The organism is Streptomyces sp. NPDC020742 (genome assembly GCF_040641675.1).
GTDB lineage: Bacteria > Actinomycetota > Actinomycetes > Streptomycetales > Streptomycetaceae > Streptomyces.
Genome location: NZ_JBFAEA010000007.1, coordinates 215084 through 233320, shown reverse-complemented (window position 1 = coordinate 233320; position 18237 = coordinate 215084). Strand labels below are relative to the sequence as shown.

Annotated in this window: 14 protein-coding genes; 8 read left to right on the top strand and 6 right to left on the bottom strand. The window is 72.7% G+C overall.

Annotation, left to right across the window (positions count from 1 at the left end; genetic code table 11):
* Positions 1-93: 93 nt before the first annotated feature.
* Positions 94-1386 carry an ADP-ribosylglycohydrolase family protein gene (locus tag AB0G84_RS15865; protein WP_361320389.1) on the bottom strand — a complete coding sequence of 431 codons (1293 nt, stop codon included), beginning with the start codon at positions 1384-1386 and terminating at the stop codon, positions 94-96.
* A gap of 333 nt (positions 1387-1719) precedes the next feature.
* On the opposite strand from AB0G84_RS15865, the gene AB0G84_RS15860 reads away from it, so the two are divergent.
* The 3 genes from AB0G84_RS15860 to AB0G84_RS15850 all read left to right on the top strand — a co-directional run bounded on the left by AB0G84_RS15860 (position 1720) and on the right by AB0G84_RS15850 (position 8806).
* Positions 1720-2451 carry a VIT1/CCC1 transporter family protein gene (locus tag AB0G84_RS15860; protein ID WP_361320559.1) on the top strand — a complete coding sequence of 244 codons (732 nt, stop codon included), beginning with the start codon at positions 1720-1722 and terminating at the stop codon, positions 2449-2451.
* Positions 2452-2739: 288 nt separating this feature from the next.
* Positions 2740-7353 carry a glutamate synthase large subunit gene (gene gltB, locus AB0G84_RS15855; RefSeq protein WP_361320387.1) on the top strand — a complete coding sequence of 1538 codons (4614 nt, stop codon included), beginning with the start codon at positions 2740-2742 and terminating at the stop codon, positions 7351-7353.
* Entirely contained in the window at positions 7346-8806 is a 1461-nt protein-coding gene (locus AB0G84_RS15850; RefSeq protein ID WP_361320385.1) for a glutamate synthase subunit beta, read from the top strand. Before gltB ends, AB0G84_RS15850 begins: the two co-directional genes overlap by 8 nt.
* 373 nt (positions 8807-9179) lie before the next feature.
* On the opposite strand, the gene AB0G84_RS15845 is transcribed toward AB0G84_RS15850, so the two are convergent.
* Positions 9180-9752, bottom strand: coding sequence for a hypothetical protein (locus AB0G84_RS15845; protein ID WP_361320383.1), 573 nt, complete (start codon positions 9750-9752; stop codon positions 9180-9182).
* A 67-nt stretch (positions 9753-9819) separates the two neighbouring features.
* Between AB0G84_RS15845 and AB0G84_RS15840 the strand changes: the two genes are divergently transcribed.
* Complete coding sequence (locus AB0G84_RS15840) at positions 9820-10581, top strand: winged helix-turn-helix domain-containing protein (RefSeq protein WP_361320381.1); 762 nt, start codon at positions 9820-9822, stop codon at positions 10579-10581.
* Between the two features lie 86 nt (positions 10582-10667).
* On the opposite strand, the gene AB0G84_RS15835 is transcribed toward AB0G84_RS15840, so the two are convergent.
* Together AB0G84_RS15835 and AB0G84_RS15830 are read right to left on the bottom strand one after the other, a co-directional pair.
* Positions 10668-11147: a PPOX class F420-dependent oxidoreductase gene (locus AB0G84_RS15835; RefSeq protein ID WP_361320379.1), complete on the bottom strand. Its 480-nt coding sequence runs from the start codon at positions 11145-11147 to the stop codon at positions 10668-10670.
* A 72-nt stretch (positions 11148-11219) separates the two neighbouring features.
* A complete protein-coding gene (locus AB0G84_RS15830; protein ID WP_361320377.1) occupies positions 11220-11708 on the bottom strand; it encodes a hypothetical protein in 489 nt (162 codons plus the stop codon).
* A gap of 142 nt (positions 11709-11850) precedes the next feature.
* Between AB0G84_RS15830 and AB0G84_RS15825 the strand changes: the two genes are divergently transcribed.
* Both AB0G84_RS15825 and AB0G84_RS15820 read left to right on the top strand, forming a co-directional pair.
* The gene (locus AB0G84_RS15825) at positions 11851-12585 is read left to right on the top strand and encodes an MBL fold metallo-hydrolase (RefSeq protein WP_361320375.1); all 735 of its coding nucleotides are present in this window, start codon (positions 11851-11853) and stop codon (positions 12583-12585) included.
* Between the two features lie 331 nt (positions 12586-12916).
* Positions 12917-13612 carry an alpha/beta fold hydrolase gene (locus tag AB0G84_RS15820; protein ID WP_361320373.1) on the top strand — a complete coding sequence of 232 codons (696 nt, stop codon included), beginning with the start codon at positions 12917-12919 and terminating at the stop codon, positions 13610-13612.
* Here AB0G84_RS15820 and AB0G84_RS15815 read toward each other — a convergent pair.
* On the bottom strand, positions 13584-14597 hold the full coding sequence (locus AB0G84_RS15815) for a helix-turn-helix domain-containing protein (protein ID WP_361320372.1): 1014 nt from the start codon (positions 14595-14597) through the stop codon (positions 13584-13586). The genes AB0G84_RS15820 and AB0G84_RS15815 overlap by 29 nt on opposite strands.
* An 84-nt stretch (positions 14598-14681) precedes the next feature.
* On the opposite strand from AB0G84_RS15815, the gene AB0G84_RS15810 reads away from it, so the two are divergent.
* On the top strand, positions 14682-15992 hold the full coding sequence (locus tag AB0G84_RS15810) for an alpha/beta hydrolase (RefSeq protein WP_361320371.1): 1311 nt from the start codon (positions 14682-14684) through the stop codon (positions 15990-15992).
* A 68-nt stretch (positions 15993-16060) separates the two neighbouring features.
* On the opposite strand, the gene AB0G84_RS15805 is transcribed toward AB0G84_RS15810, so the two are convergent.
* A complete protein-coding gene (locus AB0G84_RS15805) occupies positions 16061-16969 on the bottom strand; it encodes a hypothetical protein (protein WP_361320369.1) in 909 nt (302 codons plus the stop codon).
* A 265-nt stretch (positions 16970-17234) separates the two neighbouring features.
* Between AB0G84_RS15805 and AB0G84_RS15800 the strand changes: the two genes are divergently transcribed.
* The gene (locus AB0G84_RS15800; RefSeq protein ID WP_361320367.1) at positions 17235-18044 is read left to right on the top strand and encodes a serine protease; all 810 of its coding nucleotides are present in this window, start codon (positions 17235-17237) and stop codon (positions 18042-18044) included.
* Positions 18045-18237 lie beyond the last annotated feature (193 nt).

Genomic DNA, 18237 nt, shown 5'->3' with positions numbered 1-18237 from the left:
GACCGACGTCACCGGCGCCGGGCGGACCCGATCCATCGGGTCCGCCCGGCGCTCTGCTGTCCGCGCCCGGCGCCCCGTCCGCCGCCGCGGTCGTCACCGGGCGCCCGTCTCCGTCATCGCGGGGATCGCCGAGATCGCGGTGAAGGCCTGCTCGTGGGTGCGGGCACGGGCCCGGTCGCGGGTGAAGAGCTCCCGGGCGACGGTGGCCAGCGCGGCGCCGGGGGCGTGCAGGTCGAGCCGGCTGGCGCGGGCGACCTCGCTGCTCCACTCGGCCGGCACCGCCGAGGCACCGCGCAGCGCGCCGGCCAGCGCCCCGCTCATGGTGGCGATCGAGTCGCAGTCCCTGCCGTAGTTCACCGCACCCAGCACGGTGGCCCGGTAGTCGCCGCCGCCGATCAGCAACATGCCCAGGGCGATGGGGAGTTCTTCGACCGCGTGCAGCCGGGAGGGGCGGCGGGCGCCGAGCGAGGGGTTGCGGTAGTCCGGGCCGACGGTGTCGAAGGGGGCGATCGCCGCACGCAGCGGCTCGGCCCCCGCCACCGGATCGGTGACCGTGGCCGCGGCCTCGCAGACCGCCTCGATCGCGGCGCGGGTGCCGTCCTTCGCCAGCCGCAGCGCCTGGACGACGACCGAGGACGGGGTGGCGTCGGGGGCGAAGGCGGCGGCCACCGCCGCGGCGAACACCCCGGCGGCCTCCCGACCGTACGAGGACTGGTGGGCCCCGGCGATGTCCAACGCCTCGGCGTAGGCCCGGTCCGGGTTGCCGGCGTTGACCACACCGGCCGGTGCCATGTACATGGCCGCACCGCAGTTGACGATGTTGCCGACGCCGGCCTCGCGGGGGTCGGCGTGCCCGTAGTGCAGCCGCGCCACGATCCACTTCTCGGCGAGGAAGATCCGCTGTAGCGGCAGCGCCTCGGCCTCCAGCTCCGGGATCCAGCGCGGGGTGCCGATCAGGTCCGGGACGAGGTGGTCGGCGATGTCGTAGGCGTCGAGGTGGTCGCGTACCGACTCGTAGACCCGGACCAGCGCATGGGTCATCAGGGTGTCGTCGGTGACGTGGCCGTCGCCCTTGTGGTACGGCGTGAGCGGGCGGGCGGTGCGCCAGTCGTCGTGGAACGGGCCGACGATGCCGGTGATCGGGCCCCCGTGCCGCCCCACGATCTCCTCCGGCGTCCGGCCCTGCACCGGGCCGCCCAGCGCGTCGCCGACGGCGGCCCCGACCAGGCAGCCGATCGCCCGGTCCTCCAGGGACGGGGTGTCGGGTGCGGTGGGTGGGGCGGGCGGAACCGGTGGTGCGGGGGTGGCCGGCAGTACCTGGGTGGCCGGGACGGCGAGGGCATCCGGTACCGGAGCCTCCGGCGTCGTCTCGCTGGTGTACGTCATGGGCGGAGGGGTCCTTCCACGGGGCGGGGGAGAGGGACGGGGCCGGCCCCGCCCCCGGTGCTATCCGTGCCACGCGGCGTCCCGGCTGTCCTGCCCCGGGCGGCAGGGTCACCCGGTCGACTCCTCCCGAGGGCACCGCGGAGCGCGGTCAACACCCTCTGTGAGCGGGATCTCATGGCCGTCCTCGGGATAAAACCGCAGGTCAGAAGGGTAAGTTCGGCCTTCCTTGCTAGCGGCGGAGGCGCTTGTGTGCGTAGCGTCAAGGCGTTCCAGGGGGAAGTGCCGCCATCGGCCCACACCTCGCTGCAGGGAGTAGGTCCCGATATGTCCGTCATGGAGATCATGGATGCCGCGGCGCCGACGCACGCCGCCCATCGCGACAACCACACCCACCGGGATGTGAACGGCGGCTGGCTGCGCCCCGCCGTCTTCGGTGCGATGGACGGGCTGGTCTCGAACCTCGCCCTGATGACCGGCGTCGCCGGCGGGGCGCTGTCGCAGCAGACCATCATCATCACCGGACTCGCGGGCCTGGCCGCCGGCGCCTTCTCGATGGCCGCGGGGGAGTACACCTCGGTCGCCTCGCAGCGCGAGCTGGTGCAGGCCGAGCTGGACATCGAGCGCACCCAGCTGCGCAAGCACCCCAAGGATGAGCAGGAGGAGCTTGCGGCGCTCTATGTGTCGCGCGGCGTCGAGCCGGAGCTGGCCCGTCAGGTCGCCGAGCAGCTGTCCCGGGACCCCGATCAGGCCCTGGAGATCCACGCGCGCGAGGAGCTGGGCGTCGACCCGTCCGACCTGCCGTCCCCCGCTGTTGCGGCGATTTCGTCCTTTGGATCTTTTGCGCTGGGTGCGCTCCTGCCCGTTCTTCCCTATCTGCTGGGGGCCTCCGCCCTCTGGCCCGCGGTGCTGCTCGCGCTGGCCGGGCTCTTCGCCTGCGGTGCCGTCGTGGCGCGGGTGACGGCGCGTTCCTGGTGGTTCAGCGGACTGCGGCAGCTGGCCCTGGGCGGCGCCGCCGCGGGTGTGACGTACGCCCTGGGCGCGCTGTTCGGAACCGCCGTAGGGTGACGACCCATACGGGTGACTGCATAATTACCGCGTTACCCAGCGGTTTCGTTTCGTTGACGACCGGGCATAAGGCCCAGGCGTCGCGGGCAACGTCGCTCGCCGAACGCCGCCTGTAGGACGGCTCCAGACCCGTCCGCGTTCTGGGCCACCGCCCCTGCGGTGTCCGCATGTTGGAATCCCCTTTTTGCTTTTCGAGAAGGGGGCCATCCTGTAACCTGCACGAAATTTCGCGGAGGGCCAACGTCGTCCCTCGGCAATGCCTTGCCACGACGACGTATGGGAGAGCCGATGCGCAACGCGTCCACGCACTCCGCGACCACCAACAGCGCCCCCGGCGCCGCGTGGTCGCCCATGGACGGGCGCCCCGCCCAGCAGGGGATGTACGACCCGCGCAACGAGCACGACGCCTGTGGCGTCGGCTTTGTGGCCACCCTCACCGGCGAGGCCAGCCACGCACTGGTCGAGCAGGCGCTCACCGTCCTGACGAATCTGGAGCACCGCGGTGCCACCGGCTCCGAGCCCGACTCGGGCGACGGCGCCGGCATCCTGCTCCAGGTGCCGGACGCGTTCCTCCGCGAAGAGGTCACCTTCGAGCTCCCCGAGGCCGGCGGCTACGCCGTCGGAATCGCCTTCCTGCCCTCCGATGCCCACGAAGCGGCCGCATCCGTCTCGAAGATCGAGACGATCGCCGCCGAGGAGGGCCTGGAGGTGCTGGGCTGGCGGGTCGTCCCGGTCGCCCCGCAGCTGCTCGGCAACGGCGCCCGCGCCACCATGCCGGCCTTCTCCCAGCTGTTCGTCGGCGATGGGGAGAACACCGGTCTGGCGCTGGACCGCAAGGCCTTCGCGCTGCGCAAGCGCGCCGAGCGGGAGGCGGGCGTCTACTTCCCCTCGCTGTCCGCCCGGACGATCGTCTACAAGGGCATGCTGACCACCGGCCAGCTGGAGCCCTTCTTCCCGGACCTGTCCGACCGCCGCTTCGCCACCGCCATCGCGCTGGTCCACTCGCGGTTCTCCACCAACACCTTCCCGAGCTGGCCGCTGGCCCACCCGTACCGCTTCGTCGCGCACAACGGCGAGATCAACACGGTCAAGGGCAACCGCAACTGGATGCGCGCCCGCGAGTCCCAGCTCGCCTCGCAGCTCTTCGGCGGCGGCGACCCCGAAAAGCTCGAGCGGCTCTTCCCCGTCTGCACCCCCGACGCCTCCGACTCCGCCTCCTTCGACGAGGTCCTGGAGCTGCTCCACCTCGGCGGCCGCTCGCTGCCGCACTCGGTGCTGATGATGGTCCCGGAGGCCTGGGAGAACTCCACCTCCATGGACCCGGCCCGGCGCGCGTTCTACCAGTACCACTCCACGATGATGGAGCCCTGGGACGGCCCGGCCTGCGTCACCTTCACCGACGGCACCCAGGTCGGTGCGGTGCTGGACCGCAACGGCCTGCGCCCGGGCCGCTACTGGGTCACCGACGACGGCCTGGTCGTGCTCTCCTCCGAGGTCGGCGTCCTGGACATCGACCCCGCCAAGGTCGTCCGCAAGGGCCGGCTGCAGCCCGGCCGGATGTTCCTGGTGGACACCGCCGAGCACCGCATCATCGAGGACGACGAGATCAAGGCGCAGCTCGCCGCCGAGCAGCCCTACCAGGAGTGGCTGGACTCCGGTCTGATCGAGCTGGCCGACCTGCCCGAGCGCGAGCACATCGTGCATACCCACGCCTCGGTCACCCGCCGCCAGCAGACCTTCGGCTACACCGAGGAAGAGCTCCGCGTCATCCTGGCCCCGATGGCCAAGGCCGGCGCCGAGCCGATCGGCTCGATGGGCACCGACTCGCCGATCGCCGCGCTCTCCGAGCGCCCCCGGCTGCTCTTCGACTACTTCACCCAGCTCTTCGCGCAGGTCACCAACCCGCCGCTGGACGCCATCCGCGAGGAGCTGGTCACCTCGCTGATCTCCTCGCTGGGCCCCCAGGGCAACCTCCTGGAGCCCACCCCGGCCTCCTGCCGCAGCGTGACGCTGCCGTTCCCGGTGATCGACAACGACGAGCTGGCCAAGCTCATCCACATCAACGCCGACGGCGACATGCCCGGCATGAAGGCCGTCACCCTCTCCGGCCTCTACCGGGTCTCCGGCGGCGGTACGTCGCTGGCCGCCCGGATCGACGAGATCTGCGCCGAGGCCGACGCCGCCATCGACGACGGCGCCCGGCTGATCGTGCTCTCCGACCGGCACTCCGACGCCGAGCACGCGCCGATCCCCTCGCTGCTGCTGACCGCCGCGGTCCACCACCACCTGATCGCCACCAAGGAGCGTACCCAGGTCGGTCTGCTCGTCGAGGCCGGCGATGTGCGCGAGGTGCACCACGTCGCGCTGCTCATCGGCTACGGCGCCGCCGCGGTCAACCCGTACCTGGCGATGGAGTCCGTCGAGGACCTGGTCCGGGCCGGCACCTTCCTGCCCGGCGTCGAGGCCGAGACCGCCATCAAGAACCTCATCAAGGCGCTCGGCAAGGGCGTGCTGAAGGTGATGTCCAAGATGGGCATCTCCACCGTCGCCTCCTACCGGGGCGCGCAGGTCTTCGAGGCCGTCGGCCTGGACGAGGAGTTCGTCGCCCAGTACTTCCACGGCACCGCCACCAAGATCGGCGGCGCCGGCCTGGAGGTCATCGCCCGCGAGGTCGCCGCCCGGCACGCCAAGGCCTACCCGGCCTCCGGCATCGCCTCGGCGCACCGCGCGCTGGAGATCGGCGGCGAGTACCAGTGGCGCCGCGAGGGCGAGCCGCACCTCTTTGACCCGGACACCGTCTTCCGGCTCCAGCACTCCACCCGCGAGCGCCGCTACGACATCTTCAAGAAGTACACCGAGCGGGTGAACGAGCAGTCCGAGCGGCTGATGACGCTCCGCGGCCTGTTCGGCTTCAAGAGCGACCGGCAGCCGATCCCGCTGGACGAGGTCGAGCCGGCGTCCGAGATCGTCAAGCGCTTCTCCACCGGCGCGATGTCGTACGGCTCCATCTCCCAGGAGGCGCACGAGACCCTCGCCATCGCCATGAACCAGCTGGGCGGCAAGTCCAACACCGGTGAGGGCGGCGAGGACCCCGAGCGGCTCTACGACCCGGCCCGCCGTTCGTCGATCAAGCAGGTCGCCTCCGGCCGCTTCGGTGTGACGTCCGAGTACCTGGTCAACTCCGACGACATCCAGATCAAGATGGCCCAGGGCGCCAAGCCCGGTGAGGGCGGTCAGCTGCCCGGCCACAAGGTCTACCCCTGGGTCGCCAAGACCCGGCACTCCACCCCGGGCGTCGGCCTGATCTCCCCGCCGCCGCACCACGACATCTACTCCATCGAGGATCTGGCCCAGCTGATCCACGACCTGAAGAACGCCAACCCGGCGGCCCGCATCCACGTGAAGCTGGTCTCCGAGGTCGGCGTCGGCACGGTCGCCGCGGGCGTCTCCAAGGCGCACGCGGACGTGGTGCTGATCTCCGGCCACGACGGCGGCACCGGCGCCTCGCCGCTCACCTCGCTCAAGCACGCGGGCGGCCCCTGGGAGCTGGGCCTGGCCGAGACCCAGCAGACCCTGCTGCTCAACGGCCTGCGCGACCGCATCGTGGTGCAGACCGACGGCCAGCTCAAGACCGGCCGTGACGTCGTCATCGCCGCCCTGCTGGGCGCCGAGGAGTACGGCTTCGCCACCGCCCCGCTGGTGGTCTCCGGCTGCGTGATGATGCGCGTCTGCCACCTGGACACCTGCCCGGTGGGCATTGCCACCCAGAACCCGGTGCTGCGCGAGCGGTTCAGCGGCAAGGCCGAGTACGTCGTCAACTTCTTCCAGTTCATCGCCGAGGAGGTCCGTGAGCTCCTCGCCGAGCTGGGCTTCCGAACCCTGGAGGAGGCGGTCGGCCACGCCGAGCTGCTGGACACCGCCCGGGCGGTCAACCACTGGAAGGCGCAGGGCCTGGACCTGGCCCCGCTGCTGCACGTCCCCGAGCTGCCCGAGGGCGCGGTCCGCCACCAGATCACCGCGCAGGACCACGGCCTGGCGAAGGCGCTCGACAACGAGCTGATCAAGCTCGCCGCCGATGCGCTGGCCGCGGACACCGCCGAGGCCGCGCAGCCGGTGCGGGCCCAGGTCGCGGTGCGGAACATCAACCGCACGGTCGGCACCATGCTCGGCCACGAGGTGACCAAGAAGTTCGGCGGCGCCGGCCTGCCCGACGACACCATCGACATCACCTTCACCGGCTCGGCCGGCCAGTCCTTCGGCGCGTTCCTGCCGCACGGGGTCACCCTCCGCCTGGAGGGCGACGCCAACGACTACGTCGGCAAGGGCCTGTCCGGCGGCCGGATCGTGGTCCGCCCGGACCGCGGCGCGGACCACCTCGCCGAGTACTCCACCATCGCGGGCAACACCCTCGCCTACGGCGCCACCGGCGGTGAGCTGTACCTGCGCGGCCGGGTCGGCGAGCGCTTCTGCGTCCGCAACTCCGGTGCCACGGTGGTCTCCGAGGGCGTCGGCGACCACGGCTGTGAGTACATGACCGGCGGCAACGCCGTCGTCCTGGGCGAGACGGGCCGCAACTTCGCGGCCGGTATGTCCGGTGGCTTCGCCTACGTCATCGATCTCGACAAGGCCAACGTCAACAAGGACCTGGTCGATGCGGTGAACCCGCTGGACGACGCCGACAAGCAGTGGCTGCACGACGTGGTGCAGCGCCACCAGGAGGAGACCGGCTCCACCGTGGCCGAGAAGCTCCTCGCCGACTGGGATGCCGCGGCCGCCCGCTTCAGCAAGGTCATCCCGCCCACCTACCAGGCAGTGCTCGTCGCCAAGGAAGCCGCCGAGCAGGCCGGGCTCTCCGAGTCCGAGACCCACGAGAAGATGATGGAGGCGGCGACCAATGGCTGACCCCAAGGGCTTCCTGAACCACGAGCGCGAGGTCGCCAAGACCCGCCCCGTCGACGAGCGCGTCAAGGACTGGAACGAGGTCTACCAGCCCGGCTCGCTGCTGCCGATCATCAGCAAGCAGGCGTCGCGCTGCATGGACTGCGGCATCCCGTTCTGCCACAACGGCTGCCCGCTGGGGAACCTCATCCCCGAGTGGAACGACTACGCCTACCGCGAGGACTGGAGCGAGGCCAGCGAGCGGCTGCACGCGACCAACAACTTCCCGGAGTTCACCGGGCGGTTGTGCCCCGCGCCGTGTGAGGCCGCCTGTGTGCTGGGCATCAACCAGCCGCCGGTGACCATCAAGAACGTCGAGGTCTCCATCATCGACAAGGCGTGGGACAACGGCGACGTCACCCCGCAGCCGCCCGAGCGCCTCTCCGGCAAGACCGTCGCGGTCATCGGCTCCGGCCCGGCGGGCCTGGCCGCCGCCCAGCAGCTGACCCGGGCCGGCCACACCGTCGCCGTCTACGAGCGCGCGGACCGCATCGGCGGCCTGCTCCGCTACGGCATCCCCGAGTTCAAGATGGAGAAGCGCCACATCAACCGCCGCATCGAGCAGATGCGCGCGGAGGGCACCAAGTTCCGTACGGAGGTGGAGATCGGCCGCGACCTCGACGCCAAGAAGCTGCGCAAGCGCTACGACGCCGTCGTCATCGCCGCCGGTGCCACCACCTCCCGCGACCTGCCGGCGCCCGGCCGGGAGCTGAACGGCATCCACTTCGCGATGGAGTACCTGCCGCTGTCCAACAAGGTGCAGGAGGGCGACCTCACCACCTCCCCGATCACCGCCGAGGGCAAGCACGTGGTGGTCATCGGCGGCGGTGACACCGGCGCGGACTGCGTGGGCACCGCCCACCGCCAGGGCGCGGCCTCCGTCACCCAGCTGGAGATCATGCCCAAGCCGGGCGAGGAGCGGAACGCCGGCCAGCCCTGGCCGACCTTCCCGATGCTCTACAAGGTCACCTCCGCGCACGAGGAGGGCGGTGAGCGGGTCTACTCCGTCTCCACCACCCACTTCGAGGGCGACGAGGACGGCAACGTCCAGTGGCTGCACCTGGTCGAGGTGGAGTTCAAGGACGGCAAGCTGGAGCAGAAGGCCGGCACCGAGCGGAAGATCCCGGCCCAACTGGTCACCCTCGCCATGGGCTTCACCGGCACCGACCAGGAGAACGGCCTGGTCGAGCAGTTCGGCCTGGAGCTCGACGAGCGCGGCAACGTCGCCCGCGACGGCGACTTCGCCACCAACGTCCCCGGCGTGTTCGTCGCCGGTGACGCCGGCCGCGGCCAGTCGTTGATCGTGTGGGCCATCGCCGAGGGCCGCTCCGCCGCCCGTGGCGTGGACCGCTACCTGACCGGGGCCAGCGCCCTGCCGGCTCCCATCAAGCCGACGGACCGCGCACTCGCCGTCTGACCGACGGCGGTTGAGCGACCGTCCCCGACTGTCCCGTACAACGTCGTACGGAGGCAGGGGACCGGGGAGACCCGGAACCCCCACCGCGGCGCCTGCCCCCTCCCCCGACCGGAGGCAGGCGCCGCGGGTCCTTTCACCGGGCGGCGCGTCACGCGAACCGCCCGTCACCGGGCGATGCGCCGTGGGAACACCGCCCGCCACCGGGTGGCGCGTCACGGGAATTCCTTCTGCCACCGGGCGGCGCGCCATGGGACCGCCCGCCACGGGGCGGCGCGTCACGGGGCGGCGCGTCACGGGAATACCGCCCGCCCGCACCCCGTTGTGGCCCTGCAGGGGGCTCGCGGGCCCCCTAGGGAATCCGTTCGCCCGCCCCCTACGAGCCGCTGCGCTCGGCGGGGAACCGGCGCGCCAGGTGCTGCGCCATCTCCCGCGCGGGCGCCGGCACGGTGTGGGCCGGGGGAGCGGCCGGGGGCCGGAAGTCGTGCACCGGCGGATGCCACGCCCCCAGATCGATCCGGCCCTCGCCCAGCGGCAGCACCCACCGCGGGTCCGCGTGTACCCGTAGCACCTGAGCCTCGATCTGGGTCCACGCCCCGTCGGTCACCGTGCGCTCGCCGATCCGGCGCGCCTCCAGCTGCACCGGGCAGTGCACCAGCCGAGGCGGCCGGACCAGCTCGGACGGTTCCGTCCACGGTGCGTCCGGCGAGGGCCCGATGACGCCCGTCCCTTCCTCGGTCCCCGTTGTGTCCGGCGGCAGATTGAACACCACGTCCGGGCGGACCGCGAGGTTCCTGGCGGTGCGTCCGCGGGTCGGCAGCCAGAGGCTCACGACCGGGCCGAGGTCCCACCGGATCCGCAGCTCGACCAGGACGAATGTTCCGTCGTCGTTCTCCGTGGACAGCAGCGCCGGGGTGACCGAACTGCTCTTGTCCAGCGAGCTTTTCATGCAGTCGAGGATAGAAGTCGGATCATTCGGTGCTCACCGAAATGTTATCAGAGGTTACTCTGTGTACATGAACCGATGGGACGCCGATCAGGTAAGCCTCGCGGACACCCCCGATCTCGCCGCGCTCGCGGCACTGCTCGCCGACCGCACCCGCGCCGCCATCTGCATGGCCCTGCTCGACGGCGGCACCTGGACCGCCGGGGAGCTCGCCGAGTACGCCGCGGTGGCGCCGTCCACGACCACCGAGCACCTCAACCTCCTGGTCGCCGGAGGTCTGCTCACCGAGGAGCGCCAGGGGCGGCGGCGCTATGTGCGGCTGGCCGGCCCGGACACCGCGGAGACGCTGGAGAACCTCGCCGGCCTGGCCCCCTACCGACCCGTCCCGATCCGCTCCCTGGCCGAGGCCAACCAGCGCAGAGCCCTGCACCACGCCCGTACCTGCTACGACCACATCGCCGGCGCCCTGGGCGTCGCCGTCGCCGAGGCGATGACCGCCCGCGGTCTGCTCGCCCGGGACTACGGCCTGGTGCTCACCACCGCGGGCGCCCGGTGGCTGACCGCGCTCGGCGTCCCCGACACCGGCCCCTCGTCCGCCCACCGGGCGCACGTACGCACCTGCCTCGACTGGACGGTGCGCCGCCAGCACCTCTCCGGTGCGGTGGGGGCCGCCCTCTACCGCCATGCCGTGGACCGCGGATGGCTCGTCAAGTCGCCCACCACCCGCATCCTTGGCGTCACCGAGGCCGGCCGCGCCGCCTTCCGCGACCGGCTCGGCCTGCCAGAAGAGGCGCTCTCCCCGTCCCTGACGTTCGCCTCGCCCCGCACATGAGACGTGCGCCCCGCCCGCACATGACCGCCGGCCCGGCCCCTGGGTGGGGGCCGGGCCGGCGGTCATGGTCCGGAGCGTCGGCGGGGCTACGCGCCGGGGCCGCCCGCCACAAGGCGGGCCGGGAAGCCACCGGTGGCGATCGGGCCCCAGCGCCGCGGTGTCACCCGGATCAGTGACTTGCCCTGCTTGCGCATGGCGTCCCGGTACTCGTCCCAGTCCGGGTGCTCACCGGCGATGTTGCGGTAGTACTCGACCAGCGGCTCGATCGAGTCCGGCGCGTCGATCACCTCGGCCTCGCCGTCGACCTGCACCCAGGGGCCGTTCCACTCGTCGGACAGCACCAGGACGCTGACCGACGCCACCCGCCGGGCGTTACGGGCCTTGGCGCGCTCCGGATACGTCGCCATCACCAGCCGGCCGGAGTCGTCCACCCCGCAGGTCAGCGGCGAGCCCTGCGGGGTGCCGTCGCTGCGGCGGGTGAGCAGGATCGCGCGGTGACGGGGGCGGAGGAACTCCAGCAGCTCGGGCAGTTCGACACGGGTGGTGGTGGCGATGGAAGGGCTCATACGGCCGAGCGTAGGGCCTACAGGCCGCAAGGCGGTGGCCCCGGCAGGGGTACGCCCGGCCGCGTCGCGGGGTCAGCCCTTCAGCAGCTGCTTGCCGGTGGCCGCGTCCACGACCTTGCGGTCGGCCAGCGGCCCGTCGAGCTTGACCTTCACCTTGTCGGTGGCCAGGTTCTCGGTGCACATCCCCTTGGCGCTCTTGCGCTTGCCCCAGCCGGTCACCACCACCAGGCCCTTCGCCTCGTGGACCCGGGCGCCGAAGTGGGCGTCGCAGGCGCTGTGCCCGACGGTCACGGTGATCTCCCGTACACCGGTGTCCTTGGGGCGGTCGGCGCCGACCAGTGGCAGCAGCGCCTGCGTCCGCCCGTGGACCGGCGAGACCTTCGGCCAGTCCTTGACGATCTGGTCCGCCCTCTTCTCGAACGCGTCCAGCTTCGCCGGCGGCGGGGCGCTGCCCACGACCTGCTCGCGCTGGCCACAGCCGGTCAGCGCGAGAGTGCCGGTGAGCGCCACAGTGAGCGCGGCGGCGAGCGTACGGGTGCGGGAGAGGTGGGATCCTCGCATGACATGCCTCCTTGGTTCGCCTCTGTGACGTGCTCACGGCGTAACGGGTTCCGTTCCGGTCGCGGACCGTTCGCCGGGCGCGCAATCCGCTCCCCGCGCAAACCGTCCGGCGGCCCGCCCGCGCCCCATTAGCGTCGCTGGCATGGACTTACTCACCCGGATCGCCCCCACCGTCTGGCAGCTCGCCTTCCCCGTCGGCCATGTGTACGCCCTCGCCCTGCCCGACGACGGCTGGGCACTGGTCGACACCGGCGTCCCCGGCTCGGCCCCCGCCATCCTCGACGCGCTCGCCCAGATAGGCGGCCGGCCGGAGCGGTTGCGGCAGATCGTGCTCACCCACTCCCATGTGGACCACATGGGCTCCGCGGCCGACCTGGTCGCCGCCACCGGTGCCCGCGTCCTGGCCGGTGCGGCAGACGTCCCGTACATCCGGGGTGCCGCCCCCGAGCTCCCGCCGGTGCTCACCGAGGCCGAACGGGCCCTGCACGAAGGGATCATGGCGGACCTCGCGGCCTCCGGGATCCCGCCGCGGCGCCCGGTGGAGGTCGATGTCGCCCTGCACGACGGCGACACCCTCGACGACTGGTCCGAGCCGGTCCGGGTGCTGCACGTTCCCGGCCACACTCCGGGCGGCATCGCGCTCCATCTGCCGGCGAGCGGGCTGCTGTTCCCGGGCGACATCATCGGCGCCGCGCCCGGCGGCGACCGCGCGGTCCTCGGTCCGTTCAACGTCGACCGGGATGCCGCCGTCGCCTCCTTCCGCCGGCTCGCGGCGCTCGACGACGTCGACACGGTGTGCGTCCCGCACGGTGGGCCGATCCGGGGCGGCGCCCGGGAGATCCTGGCGGCGGCGACGCCGGAGCGGGACTGGCGGTGAGGGGGTGGCGGTGAGGGGTTGGGGCGAGTCACCCAAGGTGGCGCGGGGTGTCGGGCCGGTGGCTCGGGACCAGAGGGCCGGTAGGACCCGGTGTGCCGTCCCGCTGCGAACGGTGGCCCGGTCAACTTCCCGGCCTGATAGTGCGGTTGGGGTGCCGCGGAGCCAGTAGGGCCGGTCGCGCCGTATGCCGGACGGTGCCGCCCGGCGGGCCCGGGGCGCGGCATGATCACCGGGGCGGCCGGCCCGTATAACCTCGTGCGCGTGCGGTCCCGGACCGGAGGACACCGGGCCGGGAGCCGGAGGACCGGGACACAGGAGAGAGGCCACGGGCATGCAGCTGCACACCCAGCAATGGGGTACCGGGGAGCGGACCGCGGTGCTGGTCCACGGGATGATGTCCGACCACCGCACCTGGCACCGGGTCGCGCCCGCGCTCGCCGCCCGCGGGTACCGGGTCCTCGCCGTCGACCTGCGCGGCCACGGCCTCAGCCCGCGCGGCCCGTACGGCGCCGAACTTTTCGCCGACGACCTGGTGGAGACCCTGCCGGCCCGGCCCGAGGTGGTCATCGGGCACTCGCTGGGCGGCCTCGCGCTGGCCCTGGCCGTGGAGCGGCTGCAGCCCCGGCGGGCGGTCTACAGCGACCCCGCGTGGTCACTCGGCCGGGTCGGCCAGGCCGTCGACCCGGCCGTGTTCCTCCCCTTCAAGACCGCCGGCCGGGCGATGGTGAAGACCTTCAACCCCCGCTGGGACGAGACCGACGTCGACATCGAGCTGGCCACCCTCGCGCTGTGGGACACCGGCACCGCCCTGGCCCTGTCCGCGGAGCGCCTCCTGGACCGTACGCCGGAGAAGCCGGTCGTCCCCTCGCTGGTCCAGATCGCCGGCCGGGGCTTCCTCTTCTCCGACGCCGCGGCCGCCGACCTGGCCTGCCGCGGCTTCGAGGTCCGTACCGTGCCGGGCGCCGGACACACCATCCACCGCGACGACTTCGACGGCTTCATGGCCGGGCTGGAGGGGTGGATCTGAGCTCCGGCGCCGCCGCCCCGCTGTGCCGCCGGACCAGCAGGCCGCCCAGGGCGGTGCGCCGGTGCAGTACCGCCCGTCCGGCGCGCACCGTGGTGAGCAGGCCGGCGCCGCGCAGCGCGGCGGTGTGGGCGGAGACGGTGGCGTTGCCCACGCCCAGCCGCCGGGCCAGGCCGCTGGTGGTGTGTGCGTCGGCGAGCGCCAGCAGGATGGCCAGCCGGGTCCGCCCGAGCACCTCCGCCAGCGCGCCGTCCGGGCCGTCCGCCCCTCCCGGGGTCAACGGCAGGCCCGGACCGGCCGGGTAGGTCAGGAACAGCGGGCCGTCGGGCGGGTCGGCGATCAGTGGGTGGCCGGTCCAGTGGAAGGTGGGCTGGAGCACCAGACCGCGCCCGCGCAGCTCCCGTTCGCCCGCCGTCCCGGGGCCCGGGCACTCCCACACCTCGCCCTCCAGCCGGCTGCCGGGGACCAGCGCGGTCAGTGCGGCGCCGGTGCCGTGCTCGGCCACGGTCAGGGCATGGCGGGTGAACTCCGCCTGGTGCAGGTCCTGCACCAGCGGCCAGACGGGGCGCAACGCCGTCTCGAACGCCGCCCGTTGGGCGCGCCGCAGCAGCCGCCAGGCGTCGTCGTCCCCCCGGTGCAGACCGCGCACCCACAGCGGGGCCGGGCCCGGCGCTCCCGCGTACACCCGCTCGATCTCGGCGCGGACCAGGGGCGGGTGGCCGGACCGTACGGCGGTGAGCCCCTCCGTCAGGCTGTCGGCGAACACATCGAGGAACGCCGGGGCGGCTGCCCCGGGGACCAGGTCGGCCAGGGGACCGGCCGCGGTCGGCAGCGACCGCAGCAGCTTGCGGCGCCAACGGCCGAATAGCAGGTCGTCGCCGGGGTGGCACATCTGCAGCAGGGCCGTGTTCAGCTCCTGCAAGGGGGCCGGGCGGGGCGCGAGGCGCACCATGGCGAAGTCGGCGGCCGTGAAGCGGATCCGGATCACTGCTGTCCTCCGTCGTGCCCGCCAGCCTTTCGGGCAGGGTCGAAACCCTGGCCGCGCGCGGAGGTGGGCGCCAGCATGCGGGTCATGACCTCTTCGTCCTGCTCCTGTTCGTACGCGTCCTCGTGCACGTGCGTGGGCTTCCCCCATGATGCCGCCGGGGTGGACCGGCGGACCGCCGTCCGGTCGGCGGTGGTGGCCGCCGGGGCGCTGCTCGCCGGCCGGGCCGGCACCGCCCGGGCCGCCTCCCGCCCCTCATCCGCCGCCGGCCTCACCCTGCACCTGCCGCCGCCCACCGGCCCGCACCCGATCGGCGTCACCCCGCTGTACCTGGTCGACCGTGGCCGGCGGGACCCCTGGGACTCCCGGATCCCGGTGCGGGAGCTCATGGCGAGCGTCTTCTACCCGGCCCGCACCGTCCATGGGGTGCCGACGGCGCCGCAGATGACCGAGGGCGCCGCGGCCCGGTTCGCCGCGATCGACACTCGGGTGCACGGCCTCCCGGCCGGCGGGGTCGACTGGGCGGCGACCAGGTCGCATGCGCACGTTGGGGCGCCCGTGGCGGCCGGGCGGTGGCCGGTGCTGCTGTACAGCCCCGGTGGTGGTGACCCGCGCACCCTGGGGACCTCGCTCGCCGAGGAACTCGCCGGCCACGGCCATGTGGTGGTGGCCGTCGATCACCCCGGCGATGCGAGCGAGGTGGAGTTCCCCACCACCACCCCGTACCGGCGCGACCTGTTCCGTACGACCGTCTTCCGCGACGACCCCCGCAAGGACCCGGGGCGTTTCCGCGCCATGATCGACACCCGGATCGCCGATCTCCGCTTCGTACGGGACCAGTTGGCGCTGCTGGCCGAGGGGCGCCCCGCCGACGCGGCCGGCCGCGCCCTGCCGGAGCACCTCGGCCGGGCGCTGGACCTGCGGCGGGTCGGCCTCTACGGCCACTCGGCCGGCGGCACCGCGGTCGCCGAGGCGCTGTACGAGGACCGTCGGTTCGCCGCCGCGGTCAACCTGGAGGGCTACCTGGACCGTCCGGTGTCCGGCGGGGGAGCGGAGCCCTATCCGGTCGCCGCCCACGGGGTGGACCGGCCGCTGCTGCTGCTCGGTTCGCAGCACTTCCTCGGCCCCGGATCCCGGCGGGAGTTGGCGCGTTCCTGGTCGGCGGTGCTCGACCGGTCGCGCGGGTACGCCCATCGGCGGCGGATCGCCCGCACCGCGCACTGGGCGTTCACCGACTACGCCGCGCTGGTGCCGCCGTTGCAGGCCGCCGGGCTGCTGCCGGCCGCGGCCCGCAATGCGCTGGTCGGCACCGCGGGGCCGGCCGAGACGGTGCCCGCGGTGCGCACCAGCGTGCGGGGGTTCTTCGCCCGACACCTTCCGCGGTGCCCGGTCGGCTGACGCACCGCCCGGCTGGCTGACGCACCGCCCGGTCGGCTGACGCACTGCCCAGCCCGGCTGACGCGCCCTCAGGTGTCGCAGTCCAGCAGCGTGGTGCACAGCCCGCAGCGCGCCTGCAACCGGCCCCGGACCGGTACCCGGATCCGCTGGTGGCAGGCGGGACAGGGGAACGACACCCGCAGCGGAGCGGAGCCCTCGGCGGCCTCGAAGACATAGCTGTCGCCCGGGCCCGCCACCCGGCCGGTCCGGCGTGGATCCTGCGCCGCCCGGCGGTCCTTGGCGTACCGGAGCCGGGCGGCCAGGCCGGCACCGGCCAGCGGCGGCCGGCGGGCGTCCCGGCGGGCCCGCGCCGCGCCCGCGGTGTACGCGTCGTACGCCTGCGGGCTGGTGAACCACGGCGAGGGGTCCTCGTCGAAGAACGCGGCCCGCTGGGCCAGGACATAGCCGAACTCCTCCGGCGTCAGATAGCCCAGCTTCTGCGAGAGCGGCCCGTGCTCGCGGTAGGCGTCCAGCAACAGCCAGCCGGCACCGAGGTAGGTGGTGGCGGTGTCGGTGAGGATCTCGTTGTCGTGGGTCCCGGGGAACGACAGGTCCAGGCGGTGCAGGTAGATGTGCATCACCTCGTGGGCCAGCGCGGCGCCGATGTCCTTGCGGTGGCTGCGGAAGCGGTCGTTGAGCTCGATGAAGTACTCCGGCCCCGCGGTGAGCTCGACATTCGCGGCATGCGCCATCTCGCGGAAGGTCACCACCATCCGGGCGTCGGGCAGATGCAGCTGCCGGACCAGCGCCCGGGCGACCCGCTGCGCCCCCAGATGCAGGTCCTCGGCGTCGTCGAAGGCCACATCGACGGGCAGCACACTCGTCCCGAAGGTGCTCACCGTGTCGTACGACAGCCGTTTGAACAGCGCGTGGACGGCCGAACGCACCGTGTCGAGATGGGGGAATCCGTGCTCGATGCCGCTGTCGCCCGTGGTCACCCGGCCCACTCTACGGGCGCCCGGGTTGCTCCGGTATGAGCCGTACCGGGCGGAGGAGCAAGGGAGTTGGCCGGATGCGAACCCTTGCCACTTCCTTTACCCACTCCACATAATCCAAGGGCGCTCCGCGGACTCATCCCCCACTGGGTCCGGACGCTCACGGCGTGCTGCCGCTCTCCACGCAGACCCTGCGGCGGTGACGTCCGGCTTCCGGTGTTGGCATGGGCTCGTCAGCGACGTGCAACCCCCCACGAAAGGAAGCCCGTTGCGCAGCTACCGGAAGCACCTCAAGAGAGCCACCGCAGTCGGCGCGGTCGCCCTGGCCGCCTACAGCCTCCAGGCCGGACCGGCCCTCGCCGCCCCCGCACCGGACCCCTCCGGCTCCGTCCACACCAAGGTCGTCGGCGGCACCAAGGCCGACCAGGGTGAATTCCCCTTCATGGTCCGGCTGTCGATGGGCTGCGGCGGCGCCCTCTACGCCAAGGACATCGTGCTCACCGCGGCGCACTGCGTCGACGGCAGCGGCGACAACACCTCCATCACCGCCACCGCGGGCGTGGCCGACCTGGAGGACTCCGGCGCCGTCAAGGTCAACTCCACCAAGGTCCTCCAGGCCCCCGGCTACAACGGCAAGGGCAAGGACTGGGCCCTGATCAAGCTGGCCAAGCCGATAGACCAGCCCACGCTGAAGATCGCCGAGGACGACAAGCTCAACAACGGCGACTTCACCATCGCCGGCTGGGGCGCCGACAAGGAAGGCGGCGACCAGCAGCGCTACCTCCTCAAGGCGACCGTGCCGTTCGTGGACGACGCCACCTGCAAGAAGGCCTACGGCGACCAGCTGACGCCGGGCGACGAGATCTGCGCCGGCAAGCTCGACACCGGCGGCGTCGACACCTGCCAGGGCGACTCCGGCGGCCCGATGTTCCGCAAGGACGACGGGGGGCAGTGGCTCCAGGTCGGCATCGTCTCCTGGGGCGAGGGCTGCGCACGGCCCGGCAAGCCCGGCGTCTACAGCGAGGTGAGCACCTTCGCCAAGGACATCAAGAAGGCCGCGGGCGAACTGGGCGGCTGACCGCACCTCGTACGGACCGCACCGCGTGCGGACCGCGTGTGGACCGCACTTCGTACGGACCGCGTGCCGCGTGTGGACCGCACTTCGTACGGACCGTCCTCGTACTGACGGCGTCTCCTCCGGAGCGGCGCCAGTGCCAGTACCAGCACCTCGTACCGACCGCACCACCCACGCAGGCGCGGCCCCGGGACAC